Below are 1,540 nucleotides of genomic sequence, written 5' to 3' on the forward strand. Positions count from 1 at the left end.
CACTTCGTCCGCACTCATCACTAAATGGAATGACTCCGTATCAATATTCAAAATCTATTGCGTAATCTATTTCATGTTCCAGTTTTTCTTGACCAGGTCAGTTTCCATTTGAATACATTTTGGTTTTCCATACTGATCATGCCACCTTTTTTAGAGTAATAGTATCAGTATGTCCAAGATTTAGAGATTACTTGCAAGCATCTTCATTTTTCACACCAGAACCATATTTCTCAACCTACTCATTATATAAATCGCCACTTTTTTCTTATATACTAAACTTGTTCTTTCATTACCAAAAATAAGGGGGATGTTTTTCATGAAATTATTCAAAAACATAACGAGTCTTTTAGTAGCTGGTGCGATTGGAGGGAGTAGCTTAGGAATGATACCACTCCATGCAAGTGCAGCATCCATAAAAGACGAGCAGAGTTACATGCAACCTCTCACAAATGAGTGGAGCTCCCATTCATCAGAATTCGGTCAAACACAATCAACGATGATGAAATGGAATCTAACAGTATCCGTAGACACGTTAGGGATAGCTGAAAAAATGAATGACTTATTACAAAATACTACATTTCAAAATATAACAAGAGAAATGACAGATCAGGCATTTGGTTTTGCCAAGAACCGTTACAATGTAATGGTGTTTACATCAGACTCTAAATTTCAGCACCATTTTCAAGGTGTAAAATTCCATGCAAAGTTAAATTATAATGGAACAAATTACGATGTATATGTATTTGAAAATGGAAATTTCAATATGTACAACCAGGAAGAACTGAAACCTTGGGCATGGGCTTATAAAGGATGGATACAAAGCAACAATACTGGATCTAATCTTCAATTTTATTTACCGAAATTAGGAGCATAAATTTATTTCGTATCAAACAAAAATAGACAGGAGATATATTATGTGTACATATAAAAAGGTGATTTGTGGAGTACTAGGAATTACTTTGGCATTAGGATTTGGAGGTACTATTCCCAATACAGTGAAAGCAGAAACAAGTTTACCGTACAAAAAGGAATTGAAACGTCCTATTATCATTACACAAGAAAACTACGGGGAACATATTCACATATCTACAGGACAGTTCCTCTCGCTTTCCCTTGCTGAAAATCCAACGACCGGATATCGCTGGACAACAACAAATATAAATCACAAAATTCCTTTAGTAGGTGAACATTTTCAATCCAGTAATATGGGAGATGGAGCAGTAGGGAAACCTGGAATTCACACTTTCCAGTTTAAAGCTATCGAACCTGGTGTCACTAAGCTGCAATTGAAAAAATGGCGCTCATGGGAAGGAGATTCTTCTATTATCGACACGTTCTATGTATGGGTACATGTAGAGACACCTGAATCATCAGTTTAAAGTGATAGGGACTTCTAAAATAAACCATGCTAAAAAAGTATGGTTTATTTTTCAATGACTACATAAGGTTCTGTTGCAAAGTTTTCTAAGCGAAGTTAAAATGTAAGGAAAATGATTCGAGGAGCATGATACATGAGATATTTTAAAGGAAAACAGTTCAA

At 35.1% G+C, this 1,540-nt stretch carries 2 protein-coding genes; both read left to right on the forward strand.

Annotated elements, in window-relative coordinates:
* Positions 1 to 316: 316 nt before the first annotated feature.
* Positions 317 to 874, forward strand: coding sequence for a hypothetical protein (locus tag AB3X49_RS22735; RefSeq protein WP_367964902.1), 558 nt, complete (start codon positions 317 to 319; stop codon positions 872 to 874).
* Between the two features lie 40 nt (positions 875 to 914).
* The gene (locus AB3X49_RS22740; protein WP_367964904.1) at positions 915 to 1,379 is read left to right on the forward strand and encodes a protease inhibitor I42 family protein; all 465 of its coding nucleotides are present in this window, start codon (positions 915 to 917) and stop codon (positions 1,377 to 1,379) included.
* Positions 1,380 to 1,540 lie beyond the last annotated feature (161 nt).

It is taken from the genome of Bacillus sp. C30, from assembly GCF_040838255.1.
Taxonomy (GTDB): Bacteria; Bacillota; Bacilli; order Bacillales; family Bacillaceae_G; genus Bacillus_A; species Bacillus_A mycoides.